This window comes from Ensifer sp. LC163 (genome assembly GCF_001695855.1).
GTDB lineage: Bacteria > Pseudomonadota > Alphaproteobacteria > Rhizobiales > Rhizobiaceae > Ensifer.
The window spans coordinates 148722-172744 of the sequence record NZ_MBSS01000068.1; the positions used below are offsets into that span (position 1 = coordinate 148722).

20 protein-coding genes are annotated in these 24023 nt (G+C 63.4%); 8 read left to right on the forward strand and 12 right to left on the reverse strand.

From position 1 onward, the window contains the following. The first annotated feature begins 82 nt into the window (after nucleotides 1–82). Nucleotides 83–1054, forward strand: a complete 972-nt coding sequence (locus BC360_RS30090) for a threonine/serine dehydratase (RefSeq protein WP_065797944.1) — start codon at nucleotides 83–85, stop codon at nucleotides 1052–1054. Between the two features lie 8 nt (nucleotides 1055–1062). Here the strand turns inward: BC360_RS30090 and BC360_RS30095 are convergent, their stop codons facing one another. The 7 genes from BC360_RS30095 to BC360_RS30125 form a co-directional block, all read right to left on the reverse strand. Continuing rightward, nucleotides 1063–1749 carry an ABC transporter ATP-binding protein gene (locus BC360_RS30095; RefSeq protein WP_065797945.1) on the reverse strand — a complete coding sequence of 229 codons (687 nt, stop codon included), beginning with the start codon at nucleotides 1747–1749 and terminating at the stop codon, nucleotides 1063–1065. After that, complete coding sequence (locus BC360_RS30100; RefSeq protein WP_065797946.1) at nucleotides 1746–2495, reverse strand: ABC transporter ATP-binding protein; 750 nt, start codon at nucleotides 2493–2495, stop codon at nucleotides 1746–1748. Before BC360_RS30100 ends, BC360_RS30095 begins: the two co-directional genes overlap by 4 nt. Beyond that, entirely contained in the window at nucleotides 2488–3459 is a 972-nt protein-coding gene (locus tag BC360_RS30105; RefSeq protein WP_065797947.1) for a branched-chain amino acid ABC transporter permease, read from the reverse strand. Before BC360_RS30105 ends, BC360_RS30100 begins: the two co-directional genes overlap by 8 nt. 7 nt (nucleotides 3460–3466) lie before the next feature. After that, nucleotides 3467–4387 carry a branched-chain amino acid ABC transporter permease gene (locus BC360_RS30110; protein WP_065785629.1) on the reverse strand — a complete coding sequence of 307 codons (921 nt, stop codon included), beginning with the start codon at nucleotides 4385–4387 and terminating at the stop codon, nucleotides 3467–3469. A 93-nt stretch (nucleotides 4388–4480) separates the two neighbouring features. Continuing rightward, a complete protein-coding gene (locus BC360_RS30115; protein WP_065797948.1) occupies nucleotides 4481–5620 on the reverse strand; it encodes an ABC transporter substrate-binding protein in 1140 nt (379 codons plus the stop codon). A gap of 41 nt (nucleotides 5621–5661) precedes the next feature. Further along, nucleotides 5662–6498, reverse strand: coding sequence for a tryptophan 2,3-dioxygenase (gene kynA, locus BC360_RS30120; RefSeq protein WP_065797949.1), 837 nt, complete (start codon nucleotides 6496–6498; stop codon nucleotides 5662–5664). 2 nt (nucleotides 6499–6500) lie between these two features. After that, nucleotides 6501–8120 (reverse strand): benzoate-CoA ligase family protein, encoded by a 1620-nt coding sequence (locus tag BC360_RS30125; RefSeq protein WP_065797950.1) that lies wholly within the window; start codon nucleotides 8118–8120, stop codon nucleotides 6501–6503. Between the two features lie 331 nt (nucleotides 8121–8451). Here BC360_RS30125 and BC360_RS30130 point away from each other — a divergent pair, with 331 nt between their 5' ends. From BC360_RS30130 to BC360_RS30140, 3 genes are all read left to right on the forward strand, one after another. Next, nucleotides 8452–9285, forward strand: a complete 834-nt coding sequence (locus tag BC360_RS30130; protein WP_065785625.1) for an alpha/beta hydrolase — start codon at nucleotides 8452–8454, stop codon at nucleotides 9283–9285. A 404-nt stretch (nucleotides 9286–9689) separates the two neighbouring features. Continuing rightward, complete coding sequence (locus BC360_RS30135; protein WP_065797951.1) at nucleotides 9690–10496, forward strand: SDR family NAD(P)-dependent oxidoreductase; 807 nt, start codon at nucleotides 9690–9692, stop codon at nucleotides 10494–10496. A gap of 329 nt (nucleotides 10497–10825) precedes the next feature. Beyond that, nucleotides 10826–11773 (forward strand): GlxA family transcriptional regulator, encoded by a 948-nt coding sequence (locus tag BC360_RS30140; protein WP_065797952.1) that lies wholly within the window; start codon nucleotides 10826–10828, stop codon nucleotides 11771–11773. A 224-nt stretch (nucleotides 11774–11997) separates the two neighbouring features. Here BC360_RS30140 and BC360_RS30145 read toward each other — a convergent pair whose 3' ends face one another. From BC360_RS30145 to BC360_RS30165, 5 genes are all read right to left on the reverse strand, one after another. After that, a complete protein-coding gene (locus BC360_RS30145; RefSeq protein WP_065797953.1) occupies nucleotides 11998–13611 on the reverse strand; it encodes a GMC family oxidoreductase in 1614 nt (537 codons plus the stop codon). A gap of 10 nt (nucleotides 13612–13621) precedes the next feature. Next, entirely contained in the window at nucleotides 13622–14839 is a 1218-nt protein-coding gene (locus BC360_RS30150; protein WP_065787072.1) for a mandelate racemase/muconate lactonizing enzyme family protein, read from the reverse strand. A 3-nt stretch (nucleotides 14840–14842) separates the two neighbouring features. Next, the gene (locus BC360_RS30155; RefSeq protein ID WP_065797954.1) at nucleotides 14843–15361 is read right to left on the reverse strand and encodes a hypothetical protein; all 519 of its coding nucleotides are present in this window, start codon (nucleotides 15359–15361) and stop codon (nucleotides 14843–14845) included. Between the two features lie 55 nt (nucleotides 15362–15416). Next, on the reverse strand, nucleotides 15417–16841 hold the full coding sequence (aldA, locus tag BC360_RS30160; protein ID WP_065797955.1) for an aldehyde dehydrogenase: 1425 nt from the start codon (nucleotides 16839–16841) through the stop codon (nucleotides 15417–15419). A gap of 189 nt (nucleotides 16842–17030) precedes the next feature. Beyond that, nucleotides 17031–17933: a LysR substrate-binding domain-containing protein gene (locus BC360_RS30165; protein WP_139110258.1), complete on the reverse strand. Its 903-nt coding sequence runs from the start codon at nucleotides 17931–17933 to the stop codon at nucleotides 17031–17033. A 316-nt stretch (nucleotides 17934–18249) separates the two neighbouring features. Between BC360_RS30165 and BC360_RS30170 the strand changes: the two genes are divergently transcribed. The 4 genes from BC360_RS30170 (at nucleotide 18250) to BC360_RS30185 (ending at nucleotide 23951) form a co-directional block, all read left to right on the forward strand. Then, a complete protein-coding gene (locus BC360_RS30170) occupies nucleotides 18250–19623 on the forward strand; it encodes a lyase family protein (protein WP_065797956.1) in 1374 nt (457 codons plus the stop codon). A gap of 55 nt (nucleotides 19624–19678) precedes the next feature. Beyond that, a complete protein-coding gene (locus BC360_RS30175; RefSeq protein ID WP_065797957.1) occupies nucleotides 19679–21175 on the forward strand; it encodes an aldehyde dehydrogenase family protein in 1497 nt (498 codons plus the stop codon). Nucleotides 21176–21247: 72 nt separating this feature from the next. After that, entirely contained in the window at nucleotides 21248–22285 is a 1038-nt protein-coding gene (locus BC360_RS30180) for an aldo/keto reductase (RefSeq protein WP_065797958.1), read from the forward strand. A 64-nt stretch (nucleotides 22286–22349) separates the two neighbouring features. Then, nucleotides 22350–23951, forward strand: a complete 1602-nt coding sequence (locus tag BC360_RS30185; RefSeq protein ID WP_065797959.1) for an ABC transporter substrate-binding protein — start codon at nucleotides 22350–22352, stop codon at nucleotides 23949–23951. The last annotated feature ends 72 nt before the right edge of the window (nucleotides 23952–24023 follow it).

Sequence of the window (24023 nt, forward strand, 5' to 3'; positions counted from 1 at the left end):
GTCGCCCGCAGTTTCTCCGCAGTTCATAGGTTCCAGTCCGCGTGTCTGAACGCGTGAAGGCCGCAAACGGGAGATCTTGGCTATGACGACTGCACTCCACCGCCCGACTTTGGACGAGATCGCCCAGGCTCGCACGCGCATCGCCCCCTATTTCGCGCGCACGCCGCTGGTCAGGCTCGACCTCGGGCTTGCCGACCGGCAAATCTATCTGAAATTGGAGACCCTTTCTCCGATCGGCGCCTTCAAGCTTCGCCCTGCGCTGAACGCCGTGTTGTCGCGCGATGTTGCTGACCTGCGTGACGGCGTGGCAGTCACCAGTTCCGGCAACATGGCCTATGGCATGGCCTGGGCCGCGCGCCTCATCGGCGTGCCCATGGTTGCCTACATGTATCGCGGAGCGCCGCAGACCAAGATCGACGGCGTGCGCGAGCTTGGTGGCGAGGTGCGCTTCGTGAGTGCAGAGGCCTGGTGGGATTACATTACCGGCGCGGACCTGCCGAATGCGCTGGAATTACTCATCAACCCGGTGACCGATCAGGCGGTGCTCGCCGGCAACGGCTCCATTGGCATGGAAATTGTCGAGGATCTGCCCGACGTCGATGTGGTGCTGACCCCCTATGGCGGCGGCAGCATGACCACAGGGGTCGCAAGCGCCGTCAAGGCCGGCTCCCGGTCGACGCGCTTCTTTGCGGTCGAAGATGAGAGCGCCGCTCCGGTCTGTGCTGCACTTGAAGCGGGGCGGATCGTGACGGTGGAAACCCGCCCGTCGTTCATCAAGAGCATCGGCGCGCCGTCCTTGGTCCCGCAGCTTTGGCCGGTCGCACGGGACCTGATCGACGGTGCGATTGCCGTCAGCCCCGCCCAGGTGACCGATGCGATGCGGCTACTGTTTCGGAAGGCCAAGATCGTCGCCGAGGGGGCAGGGGCCACCTCCCTTGCCGCCGCGATCTCGCGACCGGATCTGACGGGAAATATCGTCTGCGTGATCTCCGGCGGCAATATCGACGCCGCGGCCTATTCCGTCGTACTGGGCGGTGGCATTCCGGCCGCCTGAGCAAAAGCTCAGACGCCGAGATAGCGGTCCTGGACCGCCGACGTCAGCGCTGTCGGTGCCCCCTCGAACACCGTCGCGCCCTTCTCCAGGACGAAGCAGCGATCGGCCACGGGCAGCAATTCCGAAAGCGTCTTGTCGACGACGAGGATCGACTGGCCGGCTGCCTTGAGCGTCCGGATCGCCGACCAGATGTCCTGCCGGATCACCGGCGCCAGCCCCTCGGTTGCTTCGTCGAGAATGAGCAGGCTGGGGTTGGTCATCAGCGCCCGGCCGATGGCAAGCATCTGCTGCTCGCCGCCCGACAGCGTGTTGGCATATTGATCGCGCCGCTCGCCGAGGCGGGGAAAGAGCGCGACCACCTTCTCGAATGTCCATTCGCTGCCGCGGGCAGTGGCAACGAGGTTCTCCATGACGGTGAGATTGGGAAAGCAGCGCCGTCCCTCGGGCACGAGGCCGAGACCGAGCCTGGCGATGCGATGCGGCCGCATGCCTGAGATCGCCTTGCCCGCAAAGCTGATCGCGCCGGCGCGCGGGCGCACGAGGCCGAGGATCGAGTTGATTGTTGTCGTCTTGCCCATGCCGTTGCGGCCCATGAGGGCTACCACTTCTCCCTCTCGCACATCGAGATTGACGCCGAAGAGCGCCTGGGAAGCGCCGTAGAATGTCTCCAGGCCTTTCAGTTCGAGGAGCGTCACGCGGCTTCTCCCAGATAGGCGCGGCGAACTTCCGGGTCGCCGCGGATTTCGTCGACCGTGCCTGTGGCGATGATGCGGCCATAGACGAACACGGATATCCGGTCCGCGAGCGCAAAGACCGCGTCCATGTCGTGTTCCACCAGCAGCATCGGCGCTTCGTGGCGCAAGCCGTCGAGGAATGACGTCAGCCGCTTCGAGCCCTCCGGCCCCATGCCGGCCATCGGTTCGTCGAAGAGAAAGGCCTTCGGCGAAAGCGCCAGCGCGATGGCGATTTCGAGCTGGCGACGCTCGCCGTGGGAGAGTTCCGCCGCCGGCACATGAGCGCGTGCGGCGAGGTCGACGCGCTCCAGCATCGCCATGGCCGGTTCGGTCAGGTCCTTGTCGTCCGTCACCTGGCGTAAGAAGCGGAAGCTGCTGCCTTGCCGCGCCTGCACCGCCAGCATGACGTTGCGCAGCGCGGAAAACTCCTGTGCAAGCGAGGAAATCTGAAAGCTGCGCGCGAGACCGAGCCGGGCGCGAGCGGCCATGTCGAGCCCGCCTATGTCCTGGCCGAGAAAGCGGATCGTGCCGCTGTCGGCCCTGAGCGAACCGGCGATCTGATGGATGAGCGTGCTCTTCCCCGCACCGTTGGGTCCGATCAGCGCGTGGATCTGCCCCGGGTGAAGCTCAAGGCTGACCCCGTCGGTCGCCTTGAGCGCGCCGAATGATTTTCTGAGATCGCGGATTTCAAGAACTGGCTCAGACATGACGCGGCTTTCCCGAGAGCAGACCCAGCAACCCGCCGCGCGCAAAGAGCACGATGCCGAGCAGGATGAGGCCTAGGAAGAATTGCCAGCGCTCGGTGATGCCGCCGAGCACATACTCGAAGAGGACGAAGATCATCGCGCCGGCGACAGGGCCGAACAACCGCCCCTTGCCGCCGAGGATGATCAGGACGATCAGTTCGCCCGACATGTGCCAGGACATCATCGAGGGGCCGACGAAGCGATTGAGGTCGGCATAGAGCGCGCCGGCGAGCCCGGTGATCATGGCGGAGACGGCAAAGGCGACGAGCCGGATGTTGAAGGGTTCGATGCCGACTGCCGCTAGGCGCGTGCCGTTCTGTCTCGCCGCCTGCAGGGCGCTGCCGAAGCGCGACCCCTCGACCACGCGGAACAACAGAAGTGCGGCCATGAGCGCGGCATAGCAGATCAGGAAATAGGGCAAGGGCTTGGCGGTGTTGACGCCGGGAAAGGCGTTGCGCACCGACAGGGACAGGCCGTCCTCGCCGCCGTAGGCCGGCCAGGAAATCGCGAAATAGTAGATCATCTGCGCGAAGGCGAGCGTGATCATGATGAAATAGACGCCTGATGTGCGCAGGCTGATGGCACCGATCGGCAGGGCGACGAGGCCTGCGACGACTACCGCCGTGATCCAGATGAGCGGCATCGACGTCGTTGCCGGAATGCCGGCGATGAGCGGTTCGGCATTGAAGGCGTGGGTTGCGAGGATGCCGGCGACATAGCCGCCGAGGCCGAAGAAGGCCGCGTGTCCGAAGGAAAGCAGTCCGCCGAGCCCGAGCGCGAGGTTGAGGCCGACGGCGGCAAGCGCTAGGACGACGACGCGGGTCGCGAGCGTCACGTAGAAGGGTTCGCCCATGCCGGCGGCCAGAAGCGGTGCACCGAGGAGCAGCAGGGCAAACAGCAGATTGATTGTGGTTTCGCGGCTCATCGGGACCTCACGACTGTGCCGAAAACAGGCCGCTCGGCCTGAAGGCGAGGATGAGCGCCATGACGACATAGATCAGCATCGAGGCCAGCGCCGCGCCGATCGTGGTCGCCTGCGACGCGGGCATGGCGAGCGCGAGCATCGAGGGAAGCAGGAAGCGGCCCATCGTGTCGACCACGCCGACGATCACGGCCCCGACGAGGGCGCCCTTGATCGAGCCGATGCCGCCGATGACGATGACGACGAAAGCGAGGATGAGGACCGGTTCGCCCATTCCGACCTGCACCGACTGGAGCGCGCCGACCAGTGCGCCTGCAAGGCCTGCAAGTGCTGCGCCGAGTGCAAAGACGACCGTATAGAGGGTGCCGATGTCGACACCGAGCGCACCGATCATCTCGCGGTCGGATTCGCCAGCGCGAATGCGCATGCCGAGCCGGGTCCCGGAGATCAGCAGATAGAGGCCGACGGCCACGGCGATGCCGACGCCGATGATCGCCAGGCGATAGAGCTGATACTGGCCGCCGCCGGGCAGGGGAACCGCTCCCTGAAGCAAGGGCGGAATGTCGAGATAGAGCGGGAACGAACCGAAGAGCCAGCGCGCGCCTTCGGACAGGATCAGGATCAGTGCAAAGGTGGCGAGCACCTGATCGAGATGATCACGGTCGTAGAGCCTGCGGATGACGGCGACCTCTATGATCGCCCCGACACCGGCGGCGGCCGCGAGACTGGCAATCAGGCCGATCCAGAAGGAGCCGGTCGCGGCTGCGACCGTGGCGCAGGCGAAGGCGCCGATCATATAGAGCGAGCCATGGGCAAGGTTGATCAGGCCCATGACGCCGAAAATCAGGGTCAGGCCGGCGGCCATCAAAAACAGCATCACACCGAGTTGAAGCCCGTTGAGCAGTTGTTCGATCAGGAGTGCGGTGAACAAGGGACCGGTCCAAGCTTCATATCAGGAGGACATGGATCATCGACCGGATGCCGGCGTTGCAGCCGAACACCCGGTGACAACGTGTGCGAAACGTTACATCCCGCACTTCTCGGCGTAGGCGTCCTTGTGATCTTCGAAGGCGGTCGCGATGATCCGGTTGGTCAGGGCGCCGTCGTCTTCCTTCACCACCTCGCGGACATAGATGTTCTGGATCGGGTGGTTGTTGTTGTTGAAGGCGAACTCACCGCGGACGGACTTGAAATCCGCCGCCTTGAGAGCCGTACGGAAGGCGTCCTTGTCCTTGACGCTCGCCTTCGAAAGCGCGGCGAGGATCAGGTTTGCCGTATCCCAGCTTTGCGCCGCGTAGATCGACGGAAGACGCTTGTACTCGGCCTTGAAGGCCTCGACGAACTTCTTGTTGGCCTCGTTGTCGAGGTCCTTGGACCAGGTCGCCGAGTTCTTGACGCCGAGCGCTGCGTCGCCGATCGCCGGCAGAACGTCCTGGCTGAAGGAGAAACCGGGACCCATGACCGGGATGCCGACGCCCGATTGGGCATATTGCTTCATGAAGGCGATGCCCATGCCGCCGGGAAGGAAGAAATAGACCGAGTCGGCGCCCGAAGCGCGGATCTGGGCGATCTCGGCAGCATAGTCCGTCTGGCCGACCTGCGTGTAGATCTCGCCGGCAAGGTCGCCCTTGTAATACCGCTTGAAGCCGGTCAACGCATCCTTCCCGGCCGGATAGTTGGGCGCCAGGATGAAGGCGTTCTTGTAGTCCTTGTTGGCGTACTGCCCCATCGCCTCATGGAAATTGTCGTTCTGATAGGCGACGTTGAAATAGTTCGGGTTGCAGTTCGCACCGGCAAGCGCCGAGGGACCGGCATTGGGCGAGAGATAGATCACATCCTGCGCGACCGTGTTCGGCACGACGGCCATCGCGAGGTTCGACCAGATGATCCCGGTCATGAGGTCGACCTTGTCGCCCTGGATCATCTTCTCGGCGATCTGCACCGCAAGTTCCGGCTTCTGGGCATCGTCCTCGATCACCAGTTCCACGTCCTTGTTGCCCGATTGCTTGATCGCAAGCGTGAATGCGTCGCGCATGTCGATGCCAAGACCGGCGCCGCCGCCCGAAAGCGTGGTGATGACACCGATCTTCACCGGCTCGGCGTGGGCAAGGCTCGACGTTGCAAGCGAGAGGCCAAGAAGGCTCGCTGCCAGAATGCGGTTCATGCTGTTCTCCTCTTATGGGTTCCCTTTTAAATTGCGTTCTATCAGAGACCTGTACGCACATGCCAGAGCTCGGGGAAGAGTTCCACTTCAAGCATCTTCTTGAGATAGGACGCGCCGGATGTTCCTCCGGTTCCGCGCTTCATGCCGATGATGCGTTCGACGGTCGTGACGTGGTTGAAACGCCATCGGCGGAAGTAATCCTCGAAGTCGACCAATTTCTCGGCAAGCTCATAGAGCATCCAATAGCGCTCCGGATCACGATAGACGGTCTGCCAGGCGGTGAAGACCTTGTCGCTTTCCTTGCGCGTTTCGCGCCAATCGGCCTTGTCGGCTTCCTCACCGACATCGAACCCGTTGCGCGCAAGAAGCCGGATCGCTTCGTCGTAGAGCGATGGCGCGGCCAGGATAGCCTCCAGCTTTTCCATGATGTCGGGGCGATGCGCGTGCGGTCCGAGCATGGCGACGTTGCGATTGCCGGCGAGGAATTCGATCGCCCGGTACTGCCACGACTGGAAGCCGGAGGATTGACCAAGCGACTCGCGGAACTGCGTGTATTCGCTCGGCGTCATCGTGCGGAGAACGTCCCAGGCGCTGTTCAACTGCTCGAAAATGCGCGCGACCCGCGTCAGCATCTTGAAGGCCGGTTCGAGCCGATCCTCGCGGATCGATCGCACCGCGGCGTAGATCTCGTGCAGAGCGAGCTTCATCCAAAGCTCAGAGGTCTGATGCTGAATGATGAACAGCATCTCGTCATGGGCATTCGAGAGCGGCTCTTGTGCGTCGAGCACCTTCTCCAGCATGAGATAGTCGCTGTAGGACATGCGTCCCTTGAACGACATCTGGGCGCCTTCCTTCGAAGGATCGTATGAGCTGCTCATCTTCAGTTCTCCGACCGCAATCGGAACCGCTGGATCTTGCCTGTTGCCGTCTTCGGCAAGCAGTCCAGGAACTTTACCGAACGCGGATATTTGTAGGGCGCGATCGTCGCCTTCACGTGGTCCTGCAAGCGCTTGACCGTCGCGTCGTCTGCCGACACGCCTGATGTCAGCACGACATAGGCCTCGACAATCTGGCCGCGCTCGGCGTCGGGTGCGCCGACCACGGCGCACTCCGCGACCTCAGGGTGCGAGATCAAGGCCGCCTCGACCTCGGGGCCGGCAATATTGTAGCCGGCGGTAATGATCATGTCGTCCGATCGGGCAGCGAAGTGGAAAAAGCCGTCCTCGTCCTGGTAGAAGGCATCGCCAGTCAGGTTCCAGCCGTTGCGGACATAGTCGCGCTGGCGGGCATCGGCCATGTAGCGGCAGCCGGTCGGACCGCGCACCGCAAGCCTGCCGATCGTGCCGCGGGGAACTTCGCGCATCTCGTCGTCGACGATCCTCGCCTCGTAGCCACTGACGGGCTTTCCGGTCGAGGCGGCCTTGCGGTCCTCGAAGCGGTTGGAAATGAAGATGTGCAGCATTTCGGTCGCGCCGATCCCGTCGAGGATCGGCTTCCCGGTTTTGTGCGTCCACTCCTCGAAGACCGGACCCGGCAGCGTTTCGCCCGCCGAGATCGCCACCCGCAGGGATGAAAGGTCCGCACCGTTGTCCATCGCCTTCATCATTGCCCGATAGGCAGTCGGAGCGGTGAACGAGATCGTTGCTCTGTATGTCTCGATGATCTCCACCATGTTTGCAGGCGTCGCATGCTCGAGGAGCGTTGCCGCCGCCCCGAAGCGCAAGGGGAAGATCGCAAGGCCGCCGAGACCAAAGGTAAAGGCAAGCGGCGGCGAGCCGACGAAGATATCGTCGGGTGTGACCCCCAGGACTTCTCTGGCATAGCCGTCTGCGATCATCATCAGATCGCGATGGAAGTGCATGGTCGCCTTCGGGATCCCGGTCGTGCCCGAGGTGAAGCCGAGAAGCGCCACGTCGTCCCGTCCCGTTCGCACCGCCTCGAAGACGACCGACTTGTCGAGTGCGATCCGGTCGAGCTCGGCGTCGTGGTTCGCTGTCCCGTCGAAACTGACGACCTGTTTCAGGTAACGGCTGCCCTTTGCGCAGGCGGTCATCTCGTCCATCAGACGCGTGTCGCAGAGCGCCAGGCTGATCTCGGCCTTGTCGATGATCTTGGTCATCTCTCCGGCTCTGAGCATCGGCATGGTGTTGACGACGACGGCTCCGGCCTTGGTGGCCGCCAGCCAACAGGCGACCATGGCGGGGTTGTTGGCGGAGCGGATGAGCACGCGGTTGCCGGGCCTGACGCCGTAATTCTCGACAAGCGCATGGGCCAGCCGGTTCGTCCAGTCGGACAGTTCCTTGTAGGTTCGGCGGCGACCGTTGCCGATCAGGGCGGTATGGTCGCCAAAACCCTTGGCGACCATGGCGTCCGTCAGTTCGACGGCGGCGTTGAGATGGTCCGGATAGTCGAAGCCTTCGAGAAGGAAGTCCGGCCATTCTTCCGGTGGTGGCAGATGGTCACGGGTGAACGTATCGACGTGCGAAGTCGGTCCAAGCATGTGGCGGCTGTTCCCTTGTTCAGTTCCTGCCTGTTGCTCAGGCATTTTCAAAGCCGGCTGAAAGTCTTGCGGTCGTGCGGATCCCTGCCGGTCAAGTCGGGCACGGGTATTCCTGCCGCACCGTTACCGACAGCGTGCGTCGTCGCGAGGGCGACGCCAATGATTGTGATTGGCACAGCGAGACCTCCACTTCTCGGCTGAACATGGGGCAGCATCGCACCGGTCAAAAATTATTTCAAGCCTAAAGTTTTTTTTCGGACGACGCATTGCGTTTCCCGGTGGGGCGGGCGATTGCTATGCCTGAGGAGACATCAGAGGGAGAATTGCATCGATGCTGGAACACCGCGTTTCCGACTGGAACGACGCTTATGCCAACGGCTCGAACATCGCGCGCGGCGACCGCTGGCCGGAGGCGTGGGTCAAGCCCGCCGAAGCATTCCGCAACGCCCTCTCGGCAGCCGGGCGCGCGAAACTCGACCTTGCCTATGGCGAGCGCCCGAGAAACCGCATGGACCTCTTTCTCCCTCAAGGTTCGGCCAAGGGTCTGGTCGTCTTCGTACACGGCGGATTCTGGCTGCAGCTCGACAAGAGCTTCTGGTCCGATCTGGCTGCCGGTGCGGTCGATAGCGGCTACGCCGTCGCCATGCCTTCCTACACGCTTTGCCCCGAAATTCGCATCGCAGGCATTGTCGAAGAAGTCGCGACAGCAATCACCGAGGCGGCGAAGCTGGTCGACGGGCCGCTGATGCTGACCGGCCATTCGGCAGGCGGCCATCTCGTCAGCCGAATGATCACGGCGACCTCGCCGCTTTCGCCTGATGTGCAGGCGCGCATCCGCAACGTCGTCTCGATCTCGGGCGTGCATGACCTGCGCCCTATCATGTCGACCGCAATGAACGAGAGACTTGCGATCGATGAAGCCGAGGCGCTGTCGGAGAGCCCGGCGCTGCTGCGGCCGATGCGAAATGCCCGCATCACCTGCTGGGCTGGCGGCGGCGAGCGCGCGGAATTCCTGCGCCAGAATGCACTGCTTGCCAATATCTGGACGGGACTGGGCGCGACAACGGCTGCGGTCATCGAACCGGATAGGCACCACTTTAGCGTCATTGATGGCCTTGTTGACGCCGGACATCCGTTGACGCGGACCCTGTTGTCAGGCTCGTGAACGATCTCCTGTCTGTGCAGGTGATCCGGCAATGTCAGGCTTCGCAGCCGCGGATTTGACTTGCAAGTCTGCCTTCAGGCAACGTGCGACGCCGGAGATCAGCGGCGCGATCACGACGATTGCGGCCAGACGCCATGGCGCCATGCCAATTCACCGTGAGTTCACGGCGAATTGCGACTTTGCGTGTGACGCAACCGCATAATTCCTTAAATCGGAAACGATTTAAGGACAAAATTATGCAGCAACTCAAAATGTTACAGCGACCTTTGCGCGTCTAAATAGACGCGCGGCGCTGTAGCGCCACCGCTCGCCGGCTGTGTCCGAAATCGCTGGATATATGACATTTGAGACATTGACCTTTCGACCTACTATGGGGCTCCAGATGCAAGGGAACGGAGTTTGCAATGACCCACAATTCGAAAGGTACCGCGCTGATCACCGGCGCATCCTCAGGCATTGGCGCGATCTATGCCGATCGCCTGGCGCACAGGGGCTATGATCTCATCCTCGTGGCGCGCAATCGGGCGCGCCTCGACGAATTGGCCAAGCGCCTGACCGACGAGACCGGCCGCGCTGTCGAAGTCGTCGCGGCGGACCTCGCAGACAAGGCGGATCTCCGGCTCGTGGAGAAACTGCTGCAGACCGACGCCAGCATCACCATATTGGTCAACAATGCGGGCATCGGCGCGACTGCCCCATTGCTGGCGTCCGATGTCGATAAGATGGAAGAGATGATCACGCTGAACGTCAACGCGCTGACGCGATTGACCTATGCAGCGGTTCCCGGCTTCGTAGCGCGTCGCACCGGCACGATCATCAACATCGCCTCTATCGTCGGTCTCGCACCAGAGGTACTGAACGGCGTGTACGGCGGGACCAAGGCCTTCGTCCTGGCCTTCACCTTGTCGCTCCACAAAGAACTAGCCGACAAGAACATCCGCATCCAGGCAGTGCTCCCGGGTGCGACGGCGACCGATTTCTGGGGTATTGCCGGTACGCCCCTCGAGCATGTGCCGAGCGAGATCGTGATGCCCGCCAAGGAAATGGTCAATGCCGCGCTGGTCGGCCTCGATCTGGGCGAGTTGGTCACTATTCCCTCGCTGCCGGACGCAGGCGATTGGGCGGCCTATGAAGCAGCGCGCCAGAAACTCATGCCGAACCTTTCCCTGAGCGTGCCCGCGGCCCGATATTGCGCCGGGCCAAGCGAATAAAGCGGCGGCGGACCAGGAACAACGATGCGGCGTGTGTTCCCCGTGAGGCGCGCCGCTTCCCGAAGAGTAGGAACCGGCCCGACCTTCTCAAGCGCATCATCGCAGCCCATGGAGGGCTTCGATCTGGGTAACGTCCACGTTGCATGAGAATGCGGAATTGGCCGGATCGTCAGTGAATTTCGTTTGGGTGGTCAGGGTCCTGTTGATGGGGGTCGGCATCATCCGTCCCCTGTGTCAGCCCGTGACCGGAGTGATCGAATTCCATATGCTGTGGGTATTTGTCTTGGCGCGAATGTGCTACATACAGCAATTCGGGACGGGATGTCGCCATGCACAAGATCGGTTTCGTCATATTTCCAAAATTCCAGCTCATGGGCTTCGCGGCGGTAACAGCCTTCGAGATGGCCAACCTCGAGTTCGAGGAACCTGTCTACGGTATCGAACTGCTCTCGGAGACCGGTGGCGAGATCAAGTCATCGGCTGGTTTCGGTGTCATCACCAAAGCCTTTGACGACACCGCCTATGACACGGTGATGTTTGGCGCAGGTTCGACCATTGAGCCGATGACGCCGGGACTGCTCGAATTCGCGCGTCGGTCGCTGCAATCCTCGCGGCGCGTTGCCGCGCCCTGTACCGGCGCCTTCGTTCTGGCGGAATCGGGTTTGCTGGATGGACGTCGTGCGACGACGCATTGGGCCTTTGCGCGCCAACTCCAGGAGCATTTCCCTGGCGTAAGGGTCGAGGAGGATCGCATCTTCATCGTCGACGGCAACGTTTGGACGTCTGCCGGAATGACAGCGAGCATCGACCTGGCCCTGGCGATGATCGAGAAGGACCATGGTCAGGACGTCGCCCGCTCCGTCGCGCGCAAGTTGGTGGTCTATCATCGGCGTGCCGGCGGGCAATCGCAGTTCTCCGCATTGCTCGACCTGGAGCCCAAGTCAGACCGGATTCAGAGATCGATCGAATACGCCAAGGCCAATCTGCGCAGCCTGTTGTCAGTGGAACAGTTGGCGGATGCAGCAGGGCTGAGTGCGCGTCAGTTCAGCAGAGCCTTCCGAGGCGAGACGGGACAGTCACCGGCCAAGGCCGTGGAGCATCTTCGCGTCGAGGCGGCACGGATGATGATGGAGCAAGGTCGCCACTCCATGGATGTGATCGCAGAGGAAACCGGCTTTGCCGATCGTGATCGCATGCGTCGCGCTTTTCTTCGCACGCTCGGACAGCCACCCCAGACCATTCGGCGAAATGCCCGTGAAAGTGTGTCTCCGCCATGAATGGCCGGGCCGTCAGCGGGGGACGACATTGCTCAGCGGAGCCCGAGGTGCCGGCGTAGCGGAGAAAATTGAACGCCCCTGTCCATGGTGCACGAAGCCGCCGCCATCAACAGGACGGCGCGGTCTCGGACTTCAGGCGAAACCTTGCTCCTCGTCTTGCTCATATCGGCTCCACTTTCTCATGACTTGGAGCCTCCGCCAAACCCGCTGCGGTTCAATATCACCTACGCTGCGTCCCGCAGAATGAGATCGGCGCCCTTTTCGGCGACCATCATGGTGGGTGCGTTGATGTTGCCGGCAGTGATCTTCGGGAAGATGGACGCGTCGACGATGCGCAGGCCTTCGATGCCGTGCACCTTGAGCTGTGCGTCGACGACCGACGCCTGTTCGTCCGGTCCCATCGCGCAGGTGCCGCACAGGTGATAGATCGAACCGGAATTCTCGCGGAAATAGTCAATAAGCGCCTCGTCGCTGTCAAGCGAGGGTCCAGGCGAGACTTCCTCGGCGGTGACGGTCGAGAGGGCCGAGGCGGAGGCGATCCTGCGCACCAGCCGGCTTCCCTGCACGACTTCCTCGATATCCCTGTTCGCCGAAAGATAGTTCGGGCGGATCTCCGGCGCAGTGCGCGGATCGGCGGAGGTGATCGCGACGCTTCCCCGGCTGGCGGGTCGGCAGGAATTGAAGCAGATCAGGTAGCCGGGATAGGGTTCCGGCTTCAGTCCGGCCTTGGGATCCTTGGGAATGCGGTAGGAGAGCGGGTTGAAATAGAGCTGGATGTTCGGCTGCGCTTCGTCCCCGGTGCCGCGGAAGAAGCCGCCGGCCTGGTTGACGCTCATGGCGAAGGGGCCTTTGCCGGTCAGGAGATACTGGAGGCCGAGCTTGGCCTGGCCGAAGAGACTGCCGAATTCGCCGTTGAGGGTCGGGATCGTCGCGCGGTAATAGTAGCTCGCGCAAAGATGATCCTGCATGTTCTGCCCGACCGCGGGCAGGTGCCGTCGCACATCAAGGCCAACCGCCTTGAGCGCGGCCCCATTGCCGAGGCCGGAGAGCTGCATGATCTGCGGGCTGCCGACCGCGCCGGCCGCCAGGATCACCTCTTTCCGGGCGCTGAAGATGCGTTTTTCTCCACCTTGCCGCACCTCGATGCCGGTGACGCGCCCGTCCGCGGCGAAGGTCAGCCGCCCGACCTGGGTGTCGCGCTCGATGACAAGATTGGGGCGGCCGAGCGCCGGGCGCAGATATTCCGCACTGGAATGGGAGCGCTGGCCTCGGTTGGTGTTGACGTCGTAGACGCCGGCCCCCTCGATCGAGGCACCGTTGAAATCCTCGTTCATCGGCAGGCCGAGTGCGCGGCAGCTTTCCAGGAACGCGTCGGTAATGCGGTGGGTCATCCCGCGCATGGGGGTGACGTGGATCGGCCCCTTGCCGCCATGCCAGGGGGATGCACCGCCCGCATGGGTCTCCAGCTTGCGGAAATAGGGCAGGACGTCGTCATAGGCCCAGCCGGGATTGCCGGCGCGCGACCAGTCGTCGAAATCCTCGCGCGCGCCGCGAACGAAGATCATGGCGTTGATCGAGCCGGAACCGCCTTGCACCTTGCCGCGCGGCACATAGATGCTCCGGTCGTGGAGCTGCGCTTCGGGCTCACTGTAGTACATCCAGTTAACGCGCGGATCGTAGTAGCTGCGCGAGTAACCGACCGGGATCTTGAACCAGAAGGAGTTGTCGTTGCCGCCGGCCTCGACCAGGAGGACGTTGTGCCTGCCGCTCTGGCTGAGGCGGCTGGCGAGGATGCAGCCGGCCGAGCCCGCGCCAACGATGATATAGTCGTAGGTCATGGCCTCTCCCTCAGCCGCGCGCGGGCGCGAACGCCTTTACGTCGGCGGGCTGGCTGTCCATCTGCAGGTGCAGCCGCTCGCCGGTATAAGGCGTGTGGCGCTTAACGACCTCCAGGTTCAGCTCGATGCCGAGCCCCGGTTCGCGCGAGGGGATGATATAGCCGTCCTCGACGGTGAGCTTGGTCTTCAGCACCTCGGCGTGGAAGCCGGAGAAATCGACGATTGCCTCATGGATGAGAAAATTGGGCGTCGCCGCCGAAAGCTGGATGCTGGCCGCCGCGCCGACCGGGCCGTTATACAGATGCGGGGCGATCTGCGCGTAGTAAGCCTCGGCCATGCCGGCGATCTTCTTGGCTTCGAGCAGACCGCCGACGCGCGCGACGTTCATCTGCAGGATGGAGGCGGCCTTGCACTCGAGCACGCGCTGGAACTCGTATTTGGTCGTCAGCCGCTCGCCGGTCGAAACCGGGATGGACGTCGCGCGGGCGACCTCGGCCATGGCGGCCTCCTGCCCTGGCGGTACCGGTTCCTCGAACCACAGCGGATCGTATTTTTCGAGGCGACGGGCGAGGCGGATTGCCGAGGACGGCACCATCTGGCCGTGCGTGCCGAACAGGAGATCGGCGCTGCTGCCGACGGCCCCGCGGATCTTGCGGCAGAATTCCTCGCAGCGGTCCATCACGCCCAGCGACAGTTGATGGCCGGAATAGTTGGTGTAGGGGCCGGCGGGATCGAACTTGACCGCCGTGAAGCCCATGTCGACCATCTTCACGGCCCATTCGGCGGCAAGATCGGGGTCGCCATAGTCGTATTCGCCAGCCGCGTTGATCGGATAGAGATAGGTGTAGGCGCGAAGCTTCTCGTGCACCGTGCCGCCGATGAGATCCGAGACCGGACGGCCGGCCGCCTTGCCGATGATGTCCCAGCAGGCGATTTCGAGGCCGGAGACGATGCCCATCATGGTCGGGTCTGGCCGCTGGGTGAAGCCGCTCGAATAGGCCGAGCGCCAGAAGCGCTCGATGCGGTGCGGATCGTGCCCGAGCAGGTGGCGCTCGAACACGTCGTCGATCAGCGCTGTCATCGCGCTCGGATGGAACGAGGTCGCATAGATTTCGCCGACGCCTTCGATGCCGCAATCGGTTTGGAGGCGCACGAAGATCCAGTACATGCCGCCGATATGCGGCGGGGGCACGGCGACGACATGGGTCGTGAGGGAGACGAGCTTCATGGATTACCCCTTTTGCTTGAGACGGGTCATCAGGATCGCGGTCGCGACCGCGCCGAGCAGGCAGATGACGGCAATATAGCTGAAGTAGAACTGGTATCCGGCAAGGCCCGGATAGCGGTCGGAAAGATAGCCGTTGACCAGCGGCAGATAGGTGTCGGGCGCATAGCCGATGAGGGAAATGATGCCGATCGCAAGGCCGGTGACATGGGCCGGGACGTTGCAATCGTCGAGGATCGCCCAGTAAAGCCCGCGGATCGCATAGGTGAGCAGGCCGACGAAGAGAATGAGGCCGATCAGCACCGGTGTCGAGCCGATGCCGGGCAGCAGCACCATGCCCATGAGGCTGACGGCGGACAGGAGGAAGGCGAGAAGCAGCACCTCCAGCATCGTGGTCTGGTAGGGCTGGCGAAGATAGAGGATCGGGTAGATCGCGCCGGCGGCAATCGCGATCAGGGTCAGTTGCAGATAGCGCCCGCGCGCGCCCGCCGCCTTCGTGGCTGCGGATTCGAGGGTTGTGCTCACGGTTTTCCTCCCCCGGCCGGTTTTCAGAAGGTCCGGCCGGTCATGTGTAGTCGGATCAGTGTTTCAGGATGACGAGCCGGGTCTGGGTGAATTCCAGCATGCCGTGCTTGCCGTCGTCGCCGCCGAGGCCGGACTTTTTCCAGCCGGAATGGAAGCCCTGGTAGGGATCGGCCGGGAAGCGGTTGATATAGAGTTCGCCCGCTTCGATGGTCGCGGCGGCACGCATGGCCTTGCGGTAGTTCTCGGTGAAGAGCACCGAACTCAAGCCGAACTGGTGATCGCTCGCGAGCGCCAGCGCCTCGTCGAAATCCGAGTAGCGCAGTACCGCAAGCACGGGGCCGAACACCTCTTCGCGCACGATCTCCATATCCTGGCGGCAGCCGGACAGCAGGGTCGGTGGATAGAAATAGCCTTCGCCTTGCGGCAGGAAGCCGCCCGCCTCGACGACGGCGCCCTCGGCGCGGGCGCGCTCCACCATGGCGTGGATACGCTGCCTTGATGCCTCGTTGGCGAGCGGGCCCATCCGGGAAGCATCGTGCGACCGGTCGCCGAACGCGCGGGCCATGAAAGCCGCCTTGAGCGTGGCGAGCAGGCGGTCATGCACGCTCTCGTGCACATAAAGACGTTCGGCGCTCGTGCAGACCTGGCCGCAATGGGTGGTCTTTGCCGAAACGATCATCGCCGCCACGGCGTCGATGTCGGCATCGGGCTCGACGATGACGGGCGTCTTGCCGCCAAGTTCGAGCGAGGGCTTTGCGATGTTGGCCTTGCAGTATTCGAGCACGGTCTGGCCGGCGCCGACGCTGCCGGTCAGGGTGATCATGCCGACCGCCGGATGGGTAGCGAGCGTGCGGGCGACGCCGTGGTCCATGGTCAGGATGTTGAAGAGGCCGGCCGGCAATTGCGCATCCAGCACGGCTTCGGCGAAGACGAGCGCTGAGGCGGGCGTGTTGTTGCTCGGCCGCACGACGACGGCATTGCCGGCAATCAGCGCCGGCGCGATCTTCCGCACGAGCGTGTAGATCGGGTAGTTGAAGGGGATGAGGCAGGCGACCACGCCGATCGGCTCGCGGCGCAGAATGAGTGTTTCGTCGGCGTTGTCGCTTTCGATGACCTCACCCTCGATGCGCCGCGCCCATTCGGCATGGTAACGCATCAACTCGACGCCGTAGACGACCTCGCTGGTTGCGTCGGCGAAGCTCTTGCCGGATTCGGCGGCGAGCGCCGCGCCGATGCGGTCGGCGCGCTTGACGAGCGCGTCGGCCAGGCGCCGCAAGGCATTGCCGCGCTCGATGGCCGGTAGCATGCGCCAGGCCTGCTGCGCCGACCTGGCGGCTTCGACGGCGGCGACGGCATCGGCCTCAGTGGCCGCGGGTACGGAGGTGAAGACCTGTCCGGTCGCCGGGTTCCTGACATCGATCCGATTGGAGGAAGACGCTTCGACGAAGCGGCCGGCGTAAAAGTTGCGATAGTCGCTCATGTCCCACCTCGGCGGGCCGCCAGTCGCCAAAGAGACGGGGCGGCCGAAGGAGAGAACCTCGAGAAATCACGGCGCGACCTCTCTCCCTAGCCGCGTTCGCTGTGCCCTTTCAGATGGGCTCGCGGGTGGAAATGCACAAACGAGTAATTTTCGGGTGCAGCATTCCTCAGAGGAATGGTCGGGCCGAGCTCATCGGCTTTCCGCCTCGGCTTCGCAGAACAGCCACGCGCGGAACGCCTGGACGTTGGGTGCGAGAGCAGCCTGCGGCCGGGTGACGAACCAGTAGGATTCATGGCCCTCGACCTGAATGTCGAAAAGCTGCCGCAGCGTTCCGCTGCGAAGGTCGTTCCGCACCATGGAGCGGTCGGCGATGGTGACGCCGAGGCCACAGCGCGCCGCCTCGATGGCGAGGTCGAGAACGTCGAATTCCAGTCCGCGGCTCGTGTCCAGATCCGGGAAGCCGGCTGCATCCAGCCAGTGCCGCCAGGTGAGGTAACGCTGGTCGGGCGAGGCCAGCACATGCAGGAACGTGAACTGCGCGAGGTCGCCGGGCGTGGCGAGCACCTTGCCTTCGAGAAGAGACGGCGCGGCGACGACGATATGTTTCTCGCTCATCAGCAGGCTGGCATCGAGTGTCGGCCATTCGCCGTCGCCGAAACGGACGGCGCAGTCAAGCAGACCCCGTTCCGCCATGCTGTCGGAAAGCTCCGTACCGATGCTGATGTCGATTTCCGGCAGGCTGCTCTTGAGGCCCGCCAGCCGCGGCACCAGCCAGCGCTTGGCGAATGTCGGCGGCACATTGATCCGGAGCCGGTTCCGGTTTTGCTTTTCGGCGATGCCGCGCAGCGACATCTCGATGTCGTGAAACGCCTGCCGGATGGTTTCGAGCAGGGCCGTGCCTGCCGGGGTCAGTTCGAGGCGGTGGTGATGACGGATGATCAGCGGTTCGCGGATGTCGTCCTCGAGATTCTTGATCTGCTTGCTGACGGCGCTCTGCGTCAGGTTCAGCCGTTCGGCCGCCCGCGTGAAACTGCGGGTCTGCCCGACCACTTCGAACACCCTCATTGCCGACAAACCGGGAAGCTTTCGCATGATCCTCTCGAACGATGTTGCGCACTCGCCGGCTCGGGTGCGGCGGTGCGGGAAACGTCCGGCATCATACGCGAAGATCGCCGGCAGCATAGTCAAATGGATAGCGACAAAACGATAGCGGCGGTCTTCCTGCACAAAGCGGGATGCCACGGCGGCAACCACCTGCCGGGCGGCGTGGTCGCTTTCTCAGGTGTGGGTCTGTCATCCGGCCTCGCGCAGCGCATGAGTTTTAGGAATGACCTCTGCGCGATAGTCGTTTGTCACAGGTGGTCAAATACCCGATCTATGCGCCCCGCTGGAGAGGAGAACAGCGTGCATGACCCCAGAACATCCCCCGACCCGTCAGGAATTCGACAGCATCGGCGCACACACCGTACCGTCGTCGGCCCTGTTCGGCATCCAGACGCAACGGGCGGTCGAACTCTATCCGCTTGGTGGCGCGGCGCGGTTTTCCGATTATCCGCTGCTCCTTGAGGCCATGCTTCAGGTCAAGAAAGCGGCGGCACGCACCAATATCGAGATCGGCGCGATCGATGCCGCCATGGGCGAGGCGATCACCCGCGCGGTCGATGAGCTACTGGCGCGGCCGCGCCCTGAGGCTTTCCCGGTCCATGCCTTCCATGGCGGCGGCGGCATTTCCTTCAACATGAATGTCAACGAAGTGCTGGCCAATCTCGCCAATGCCGAAGGTTTCGGTGCCGCCTACGGCAGCTATGCGCCGATCCATCCGAACGACCATGTGAACCTCAACCATTCCACGGCCGATTGCCTTTCCACCGGTTGCCATATCGCCGCGCTGGTCGCCTTCGAGGGTCTTTCGCAGGAAATAGAAGGGCTTGCGGCGGATCTTGACCGGCTGGGCGCCGAATGGGCGCCGCTGCGCAAGCTCGCCCGCACCTGTCTTCAGGATGCGGTTGACATCGGCTTTAAGGACTATCTCGGCGGCGTCGCCGCCTGCCTGCGGCTCAATGTTGCGCGGGCCGCGCAGGACGCCGAGGGGCTGCGCCGCATCAGCATCGGCGGCAATATCATCGGCCGTTCGACCGATTGCGAACCTGCCTTCTTCGCGCGGATCATTCCCGTGCTCAACGAGCAGCTCGCACAGGCGCGCCTGCCCGACGGGCTCGTTCGCACCGACAACCTGTTCGCCGCCTCGCAGGCGCATGACCGCCTGCTGGCGCTGGCCGGATCGCTCGACCAGACCGCGCGCACGCTCATCCGCTTCGCCAAGGACCTGCGACTGATGGCATCGGGACCGCATGGCGGCCTCGGCGAAATCCGCCTGCCTGCGGTGCAGCCTGGATCGTCGGCCATACCGGGCAAGGTCAACCCGACCATTCCGGAATTCATGGTGCAGTGCGGCATGCTGGCCTGCGGCCGCGCCGCCGCGGTGGCCATGACCGGAGATCATGGCGAAATGGACTACAACCCGTGGGAAGCCGTGGTCATTACCGGCCTCCTCGACATGATCGCGATCCTGCAGGCCGGGGTTTCCACCCTGCGACACAACTGCGTGCAGGGGATGCGGCCCGATGCGGCGCGCAACACTGACAACGCCACAAGCCTGCTGCCCTCGCTGATCCGGCTGAAGCAGCTCAAGGGCTATAGCCACGCCTCGGCGGTGGCGAAGGAGGCGGCGGGAGACCTTGCCTTCGTGCGCCGCAAGGTGGCCGAGGCGGAAGCCGGCTGAAACTTTCCATAGGGATTTCCAACCTCACTCTCTCACAAACCAAGGCATGAAAGACATGTTGCAGCAAACTGATCTCGCTTGGGCCGAACGCTGGCTGGCCGCGGAGAAGAAGCAGTATATCGACGGCGAATGGGTCCGGGGCGCGGGCGCCGAATGGAAGGTGATGAACCCGGCGACCGGCAAGCTGCTCTGCTCGATCGCGCTCGCCGACGCGGACCAGGTCGAGACCGCCGCGCTCGCCGCCAACCGCTGCCACCGCAGCGAGGTCTGGAGCCGAAAGACGTCGCGCAAGGCGCGGGCCGACCTGCTGAACGCCATCGCCCGGCTTATCCGCGAGAATGTCGAAAAACTCTCGCTGCTGGAATCGCTCGCGAACGGCAAGACCTATGCCGAGGCGCTGGTCGACGACATCCCGACCTGCGCCGACATTTTCGAATATTATGCGGGCTGGACGGACAAGTATTACGGCGAGGTTTCACCGGTCGAGGACGGGTTCCTGAACTTCACCTCGAAGGATCCGGTCGGCGTCTGCGGGCTGATCGCACCGTGGAATTTCCCGCTTTACCAGGCCAGCCTGAAGATCGCTCCGGCGCTTGCCATGGGCAACACCGTGGTGATGAAACCCTCGGAATTTACCCCGCTTGCCACGCTCTACCTCTTCGAACTGATCGGCCGGGAACTTGACCTGCCGAAGGGCCTGCTGAACCTCATCCTTACCGATGGCGAGGCGGCGAACCAACTCACGTTGAGCCGCAACGTGCACAAGGTCTCCTTCACCGGCTCGACCGTGGTCGGGCGCAAGATCGTGCAGAATTCGGGCGTTTCCAACCTCAAGGCCGTAACCTTGGAGCTTGGCGGCAAGTCGCCCTGCATCTTCTTTGATGATACGCCGAACCTCGACGGGGCGATCGACCGCGCCTTCACCGTGATGTTCTCGCACAAGGGCGAGAAGTGCTCCGAGCCGACGCGCTTCCTGATCCAGAAAGGCATCTACGACTACGTTCTGGAGCGGTTGATCGCCAAGGCCGAGGCGGTGCGCTGCGGCGATCCGCTGGCGCCGGAGACCCAGCAGGGTCCACAATGCAACGAGGCGCAGTTCCGCCGCATCATGAGCTATATCGAGATCGGCAAGACCGAGGCCGAGCTTGTCGCGGGCGGGCGGGACGACCGCGCGGGCGAGAATGCGAACGGCCTTTTCATCCGCCCCACCATCTTCTCGAACGTGCCGGAAACCGCCCGCATCGCGCAGGAGGAGATCTTCGGACCGGTGCTGTCCTGCACGCCGTTCTCGACGCCGGAAGAGGCGGTCGCAATCGCGAACGGCACGGCCTACGGGCTCGCCGCCGGGGTCTACACCGGCAACGTGACGCTGGCGCACCGCATGGCCGAGCGGCTGGATGCGGGCATGGTCTTCGTCAACCGCTACGGCTGCTACGGCCTTTCCAGCCCCTTCGGCGGCTTCAAGGAAAGCGGCTGGGGCAAGGAAATGGCCATCCATTCGCTGTCTTCCTATACCCGGACCAAGGGGGTCTGGGTCTATTTCGGCGACTGATCCCGCACCGGATTTTCCCGGGGCATGCCCCGGGCGCGCGCCTCCCATCGCTCAACCCGAAAGTCTCAAACGATGCAATATATCCGTCTCGGCCAATCCGGCCTCAAGGTCTCGCGGCTCTGCCTCGGCACGATGAACATGGGCTCCAAGTCGTGGAAACCATGGATTTTCGACGAAACCGAAAGCGAGCCGATCATCGGCCATGCGCTCGACAACGGCGTGAACTTCATCGACCTTGCCGACTTCTACTCGGCGGGTGCAGGTGAGGAAGTGGTTTGCAACGTGCTGCGGCGCCTGGCGCGGCGTGACGAGCTGATCATCACCACCAAGCTGGGCTACCCGATCGGTGGCGGCGCCAACAATGGCGGCCATTCGCGCAAGCGCGTCTTCGACGCGATGGACGGCTCTCTCGCGCGCATGAAGAGCGATTATGTCGATATCTACATGTTGCATTACTTCGATGCCGAAACCCCGGTCGAAGAGACCATGGAGGCGATGAACGACCTCGTGCGCGCGGGCAAGACGCGCTACATCGGCGTCTCGACCATGTTCACCTGGCAGTTCGCCAAAATCCTGAACGTCTGCGAACGGAACGGCTGGGCCCGCCCGATCAACATGCAGCTTCAGCTCAATTGCGCCTACCGCGAGGAAGAGCGCGAGATGATCCCCTTCTGCGTGGATCGGGGCGTCGGCGTTTCTGTCTTCAGCCCGCTGGCGCGCGGCATCCTGACCAATGACATGAACTCGATCCGCAACCAGACCGATTTCTTCACCGCTGAGATGTATAATGATCGCGCCTCGCGCGACATTGCCATGTCCGTCGCCCGCGTGGCCGAGGCGCGCGGCATCACCCCGGCGCAGGTCGCTCAGGCCTGGGTTCTGAGGAAGCCGGAGATTTCGTCCATGCTGGTCGGCGCCGACACGAAGGCGCAGTTCGACAGCGCGCTGGCCGCGCTGTCGATCGATCTGGACGACGAGGAGGTCTTCGAGATCGAGCGCAACTACACGCCTTGCGACCTGATCAACGACTACACCGCCGGCAAACGCAAGCCGCGCGAGCCGCGTCCGGCGGCCGGGCGTTTCGCCACGCCCATGGCAGCGGTTGCCTGAGGGGAGGGCCGGACCGGATCGCGGTCCGGCCAGTGAGGCATTTCTAAAAAAGGGAGAAGAGGAAATGACGGACTACAAGACACTCAGCGGCGCGCCGCTTCATCCGCAGGCCGAGACGCTGAAGCAGCGCTTTGCGGCCGGGGAGATCGACCGGCGCGGCTTTCTGCGCGCTCTGGCTTGGCTCGGCGTAGCCGTGGGCGGCGCAAACGCGTTCGGCGGCAAGGCATTCGCCCAGGAAACCCCGAAGGACGGCGGCACCCTGCGCTTTGCCTGCCAGATCCAGGAAATCACCGATCCGATGATGACCAACTGGATCGAGGCATCGAACCTGTTCCGCAACAGCCTCGAATTCCTGACCTATGTCGACGAGCACAACGTCACCCACCCCTATTTGGCGAAAAGCTGGACACCCTCGGCGGACCTCACCGTCTGGGACTTCGAGCTGGACGAACGCGCCAAATGGTCGAACGGCGACGATTTCTTGCCCGAGGACGTGATCTTCAACATCGAGCGCTGGATCGCCCCGGATTCGCAAAGCTCGAACAAGACCGCCTTCGGCGTGATCTCGCGCGTGGAAAAGACCGGCGATCACAGCGTACGCATCACCCTGTCGCGCGCCATGGCGTCGCTGCCCGAACAGCTTTATTCCTACACCTGCCCCATCGTGCACCGCAGCTTCAAGGGCAACTGGCCGGCCGATCCAGTGGGAACGGGGCCGTTCGCGCTGGTCAGCCACGAGGTCGGCCGGCAGGCCATCTTCCGCAAGCGGCCTGATTACTGGGGCACGCCCGCCCGTCTGGACGAAATCCAGTACATCGACCTCGGCCCGGATGTGACGATGCACCTGGCGGCGCTCTCCAGCGGGCAGGTGGATGTCATCTATCGCGCCACCATCGCCGAATACGACCTGATGAAATCGCTGCCCAACATCCAGATCCTCTCGGTCAAGGGCGCAAACACCATCGTCATGCGCATGCAGGTGGATCAGAAGCCCTTCGACGATATCCGTGTTCGCAAGGCGGTCGTGCTGGCCGCCAACAACCAGCAGATGCTCGATGTCGCCTATCGCGGCCAGGGCGATCTGGGCGCGAACCACCATGTCTCGCCCACGCAGGCCGACTATTTCCCCTTGCCGGCGACTGCGCGCGATGTGGAAAAGGCCAAGGCGCTGCTGGCCGGGGCCGGTTATGCCGACGGGCTGGATATCGAGCTGACCCTCGGCAACACGCAGGGCAAATGGGAGCAGGACACCGCGCAGGTGTTGCAGCAGAACCTTGCGGAAGCGGGCATCCGGCTGAAGCTCAACGTGCTGCCCGCATCGCAATATTGGCCGATCTGGAACAAGGTGCCTTTCGGCCTGACATTCTGGGCGCATCGTCCGCTGGGTACGATGACCCTGGACCTCGCCTACCGTTCGGGCGGGTCCTGGAACGAAAGCCGCTTCGCCAGCCCCGAATTCGATGCAGCGCTGGACAAGGCGATGGCCGTGGTCGATCCGCAGGCGCGCAAAGCCGCCATGCAGGAGGTCGAACGCATCCTCCAGGACAATGCCGTGATGGTACAGCCGTTCTGGGCCGAGCGCCTTAGCGCGGCGGCCGAAAAGGTCCGCGGCTTCGTGCTGCATCCGTCGGATTACTTCCGCATGGATGGCGTCTGGCTCGCCTGAGAATGGGCGAGACGGCCGGGTGCCGGGCGCCCGGCCGTCAGAACATGCGGGAGCAAAGGATGCGGCCTTGGC

What these genes read in the sequence shown, in the direction of transcription:
- BC360_RS30100 (WP_065797946.1), bottom strand. Translation starts at nt 2,495, where the DNA reads ATGTCTGAGCCAGTTCTTGAAATCCGCGATCTCAGAAAATCATTCGGC.
- BC360_RS30185 (WP_065797959.1), top strand. Translation starts at nt 22,350, where the DNA reads ATGACGGACTACAAGACACTCAGCGGCGCGCCGCTTCATCCGCAGGCC.
- BC360_RS30130 (WP_065785625.1), top strand. Translation starts at nt 8,452, where the DNA reads ATGCTGGAACACCGCGTTTCCGACTGGAACGACGCTTATGCCAACGGC.
- BC360_RS30125 (WP_065797950.1), bottom strand. Translation starts at nt 8,120, where the DNA reads ATGCTTGGACCGACTTCGCACGTCGATACGTTCACCCGTGACCATCTG.
- BC360_RS30150 (WP_065787072.1), bottom strand. Translation starts at nt 14,839, where the DNA reads ATGAAGCTCGTCTCCCTCACGACCCATGTCGTCGCCGTGCCCCCGCCG.
- BC360_RS30165 (WP_139110258.1), bottom strand. Translation starts at nt 17,933, where the DNA reads ATGCGAAAGCTTCCCGGTTTGTCGGCAATGAGGGTGTTCGAAGTGGTC.
- BC360_RS30135 (WP_065797951.1), top strand. Translation starts at nt 9,690, where the DNA reads ATGACCCACAATTCGAAAGGTACCGCGCTGATCACCGGCGCATCCTCA.
- BC360_RS30090 (WP_065797944.1), top strand. Translation starts at nt 83, where the DNA reads ATGACGACTGCACTCCACCGCCCGACTTTGGACGAGATCGCCCAGGCT.
- BC360_RS30175 (WP_065797957.1), top strand. Translation starts at nt 19,679, where the DNA reads ATGTTGCAGCAAACTGATCTCGCTTGGGCCGAACGCTGGCTGGCCGCG.
- BC360_RS30115 (WP_065797948.1), bottom strand. Translation starts at nt 5,620, where the DNA reads ATGAACCGCATTCTGGCAGCGAGCCTTCTTGGCCTCTCGCTTGCAACG.
- BC360_RS30140 (WP_065797952.1), top strand. Translation starts at nt 10,826, where the DNA reads ATGCACAAGATCGGTTTCGTCATATTTCCAAAATTCCAGCTCATGGGC.
- BC360_RS30180 (WP_065797958.1), top strand. Translation starts at nt 21,248, where the DNA reads ATGCAATATATCCGTCTCGGCCAATCCGGCCTCAAGGTCTCGCGGCTC.
- BC360_RS30170 (WP_065797956.1), top strand. Translation starts at nt 18,250, where the DNA reads ATGACCCCAGAACATCCCCCGACCCGTCAGGAATTCGACAGCATCGGC.
- BC360_RS30145 (WP_065797953.1), bottom strand. Translation starts at nt 13,611, where the DNA reads ATGACCTACGACTATATCATCGTTGGCGCGGGCTCGGCCGGCTGCATC.
- aldA (WP_065797955.1), bottom strand. Translation starts at nt 16,841, where the DNA reads ATGAGCGACTATCGCAACTTTTACGCCGGCCGCTTCGTCGAAGCGTCT.
- kynA (WP_065797949.1), bottom strand. Translation starts at nt 6,498, where the DNA reads ATGAGCAGCTCATACGATCCTTCGAAGGAAGGCGCCCAGATGTCGTTC.
- BC360_RS30105 (WP_065797947.1), bottom strand. Translation starts at nt 3,459, where the DNA reads ATGAGCCGCGAAACCACAATCAATCTGCTGTTTGCCCTGCTGCTCCTC.